This is a genomic window from Clostridium sp. (genome assembly GCF_051278035.1).
Taxonomy (GTDB): domain Bacteria; phylum Bacillota; class Clostridia; order Clostridiales; family Clostridiaceae; genus Clostridium_AD.
The window spans coordinates 1-4082 of the sequence record NZ_JBNMNU010000261.1 but is presented as its reverse complement, the minus strand read 5'-3'; the positions used below and the strand labels follow the sequence as shown (position 1 = coordinate 4082).

Sequence of the window (4082 nt, the reverse complement as noted above, 5' to 3'; positions counted from 1 at the left end):
CTAAAATTCACTTTATTTACTAAAGTAATTAACTGGTTTAGCAAAATATTATTTTGCTATCTTTACCTATTTCTCTGTTCAATTTTCAAAGACCAATTTGTTTTTTGTATTCGTCAATAACTGACAACTCATACAATATTACTACACATTTCTTGTTTTGTCAATAACTTCTCAAAATTTATTTTCATTTAAGAACTAATTAAATTAACAATGAACATATAATTTACTTTGCCACCACTTTGCGACGACAAGGAATATTCTATCACATAAATAAGAGCATAATCTAATAACACAAGTGTTCTAAGTAGATTATACTCTTATTACTACCTATATCTTTAAATACTTAAATTTTACGCATTCAGATACGCGAGGCTAATTATTGTAAACATCTATGTTGCCATATATGTTTAGAACGTATGCCTAATTAACTTTCCCCTTTATTCCTTTTAAAAAACTGATGGAATTGCATCTTGAGGTAATTCTCCCTCTCTCTCTAAATAATAGTGTCGAATAGGTTTCAAATTATCATCTAATTCGTACACAAGTGGAATTCCTGTAGGTATATTTAAAGATACAATATTATCACTTGATATGTCATCAAGATACTTAACTAGTGCTCTTAAAGTATTTCCATGTGCAGAAATTATAACCTTCTTACCCTGTTTAATTTTGGGTGCTATTTCTTCAAACCATTCTTCCATAACCCTCTTTATTGTATCCTCTAAATTTTCAGTTGTAGGGATTTCTTCTTCAGTTAATTCTTTATATTTTAGCTCCTTACCTGGGTATCTGTCATCAGTTTTCAAAAGTTCTGGTGGCCTTACATCTACATATCTTCTCCATTTATGAACTTGCTCATCCCCATATTCCTCTGCAGTTTCCGCCTTGTTTAACCCTTGTAATGATCCATAATGTCTTTCGTTTAGCTTCCATGACTTGTATACAGGAATCCACATAAGATCCATCTCATGCAAAGCAATCCAAAGCGTTCTGATTGCTCTTTTTAATACAGAAGTATATGCTAAGTCAAAGGTATATCCATTTTTCTTAAGTATCTGCCCTGCTTTTCTTGCCTCAATTAAACCATCCTCTGATAAATCTACATCTGTCCAACCTGTAAACCTATTTTCTTTGTTCCAAAGACTTTCCCCATGCCTTATTAATACGAGCTTTATCAACTTAATCACTCCCTTACTAATTCATTATACTAAACTTTTCCCATTTGTTGCACTAACAAAGTCAATACATTCCCATGCTTTAAATCCCATTTCAGCAAACAATTTAATTTATTATTTTCTTTATATCCCAGCTTTGAGAGTACTTTACCATGTCATTAATTAAACAAATCGCCCATCACTGAAGTGACGGACGTCTATCATTAGTTATATGTAAGTTCAAATTCAACTCTAATATCATCATTTTGTTTTAACAGTACTATTCCGCCTTGTAATCTATTTTAAATTCTCTCGGAAAATCTTTTATATCATAAGATAGTAACCACTCTAATACCTTAATCTCACTTTCTCTTGGAGAAAATTCTACTTCTGGACTTAATAGTCTTGTAAATCTATTATCACTAAAACCTGTTACTTCATGTATTTGACTAATGATCTCTTCTCTACTTTTTCTGAAATTACTGTTTACCCTGTCAATTACTCTAAGAAATAAATCAGATAATTCATTCACAACTACTATCATTTTGGAAGTATGATTAAATCTTTTTGCAATTTCTAAATTGCTTAACTTAATGTTGTTTTTATAATCGTCAAACATCTCATTACTTCTTAACACTTTAATCCCCCCACTTATACTTTATATAGCATTATATTACACAATATTATTATATCATGTATATTCTACTATTTTATATTTTGTTCATAAAAACAATAAATTATACTTTGTATATAATTATATTAATTTGTTCTATAATTGAATAAGGATACAGAGGTATTCTATTATAAATGAAATGGGGGAACATTGCTTATGAAAAAAAGTATTTTATCTTTATTGGGTATAATAATAATTGTTTGCATAGCATTTATTTCATATTCAAGAATATATACAATTACAGATAATAAAAGACAATTAGAGGATAGTATAACGCAATTTAATAATAGACCTACAGTAATTGCCAATAATATTGATATTAAACAGGAATTAAATCTTGATAATAAAAAGTATATTTTATTTATGACTAATAACACTCTGGGTGACGCAGAATTAACCAAAGGTCTTAATAGTAAATATAAAATTGAAGTTACAGGAGGTGGCGGCGCTTATTTTAGATATGAAATATATAAAACAAATAAGGGAAAATATCTTATTTTGAAAGGTAAAAATCCTAATAGGAAAATTGCATATACAAAAATAACATTGGAAAACAAGGAATATACAATTAGTATCCCACAGCAGGAATATTTTATAGCCTATTGCACAGTTCCAAACGGAACACAACTTATATATCCTGAGACTAGAAATATCAAATTTTATGATATGAATGATATTGATATTACTGATGAAACGTTCAAGGTTTTATTATTTAATATTTATACACAAAAAAACGCTAAGTTAAACTTAGCGGTTTTTCAGTGACCTCCATTTCTAGAAGGTGTTTTTACTGTCATAACTTATTTTGCAACTTTTGCTGCTGCAACTATAGCAGAAAGATAACCATTTGTATCTGCTAGCGTAGCACCCGTTACAGCATCGGCCAATGGATCTTCACCGTTTTCAGTAATTAGAGCCTCTAATTCTGACACTGTTTTTCCCACTGCAAATGCTTGAATAGCATTATAGTTCGTATCAAGAGCAATTGTTGATTCTGCCTTTTCTTTCATATGTTCACTGTAATATTTTGCATTTGTTCTTTTTGATGCAAGTACCATTTCAGCTTCTTTGTAATTTTCACCGAAATCTGCTTCAGAATTTGGAACTCCTTTTGCAACATCAGTGCCCATAAATTGGTAATCATCTATGGATGTAGCTGCGATCTTGTCACCTGACATTATAGTTACTGCCACTGTAAAACATTTTGTTCCATGTGCAGCGGCCTCGACTCTTCCAATTTTTAGAGTTTCTAGTGCTGCCGTTTCTACTTCAACTGTACTATTTTCTTTTGCAACTTTTGCAGCTGCAACTATAGCAGAAAGATAGCCATTTGTATCTGCAAGCGTAGCACCCGTTACAGCATCGGCCAATGGATCTTCACCATTTTCAGCGATTAGAGCCTCTAATTCTGACACTGTTTTTCCCACCGCAAATGCTTGAATAGCATTATAGTTCGTATCAAGTGCAATTGTTGATTCTGCCTTTTCTTTCATATGTTCACTGTAATATTCTGCATTTGTTCTTTTTGATGCAAGTACCATTTTAGCATCTTTATAATTTTCACCGAACTCTGCTTCAGAATTTGGAACTCCTTCTGCAACATCAGTGCCCATAAACTGATAATCATCTATGGAAGCAGCCACGATTTTATCGCCTGCCATTCCTACTACTGCAACTGTAAAGCATTTTGTTCCATGTGCTGCAGCCTCAACTCTTCCAATTTTAATTGTAGTTTTCTCAGATGCCACAGTTTCTTCTTTTGTTGCAGTCTCAGTGGATTTTTCAGCATCAGTGGATGTTGTTGTTGCTTCTTTGTTACCACATCCTACTAATAAAGTAGACCCTAAAGCTAGTGCTAATAATATTACTTTAATTTTCATTGATAATCCCCCCTGTATTTTTCTAGTAAACTCCCAAACCCTTAGGTCTCCATATATCTCAATTCCAGAGAGATTGTTTTATTCTCCCCCCAAAATCTCAAACAAGTTAGCTTCTAAAATTGCCTGTTTCATTATTTAACACAATTATATCACACCTGATAAAAATATAACGAGTTAACTCATGTATTATCCAAGTACTAAATGAACAAAATTATTTAATCTATATAGAAGGTATTTTATATTTACGCGAAAAAAACCGCTAAGTCTAAACTTAGCGGTTTTTATATTACCTAGCGACAACCTACTCTCCCACAAGGTCACCCTTGCAGTACCATTGGCGCATTGAAGCTTAACCTACCTGTTCGGTATGGGAAG

The 4082-nt window shown here is 31.9% G+C and carries 4 protein-coding genes and 1 rRNA gene; 1 reads left to right on the top strand and 4 read right to left on the bottom strand.

What is annotated here, in order from left to right; translation table 11 throughout:
* Positions 1-446: 446 nt before the first annotated feature.
* Both gpmA and ACJAX4_RS22455 read right to left on the bottom strand, forming a co-directional pair.
* The gene (gene gpmA / locus ACJAX4_RS22460) at positions 447-1178 is read right to left on the bottom strand and encodes a 2,3-diphosphoglycerate-dependent phosphoglycerate mutase (RefSeq protein ID WP_435791669.1); all 732 of its coding nucleotides are present in this window, start codon (positions 1176-1178) and stop codon (positions 447-449) included.
* A gap of 256 nt (positions 1179-1434) precedes the next feature.
* Positions 1435-1791: a hypothetical protein gene (locus ACJAX4_RS22455; RefSeq protein ID WP_435791668.1), complete on the bottom strand. Its 357-nt coding sequence runs from the start codon at positions 1789-1791 to the stop codon at positions 1435-1437.
* Positions 1792-1983: 192 nt separating this feature from the next.
* Between ACJAX4_RS22455 and ACJAX4_RS22450 the strand changes: the two genes are divergently transcribed.
* Positions 1984-2592 (top strand): hypothetical protein, encoded by a 609-nt coding sequence (locus ACJAX4_RS22450; RefSeq protein WP_435791667.1) that lies wholly within the window; start codon positions 1984-1986, stop codon positions 2590-2592.
* A gap of 35 nt (positions 2593-2627) precedes the next feature.
* On the opposite strand, the gene ACJAX4_RS22445 is transcribed toward ACJAX4_RS22450, so the two are convergent.
* The gene (locus ACJAX4_RS22445) at positions 2628-3707 is read right to left on the bottom strand and encodes a peptidoglycan-binding domain-containing protein (RefSeq protein ID WP_435791666.1); all 1080 of its coding nucleotides are present in this window, start codon (positions 3705-3707) and stop codon (positions 2628-2630) included.
* 288 nt (positions 3708-3995) lie between these two features.
* Positions 3996-4082 (bottom strand): 5S ribosomal RNA (gene rrf / locus ACJAX4_RS22440); the annotation flags it as partial.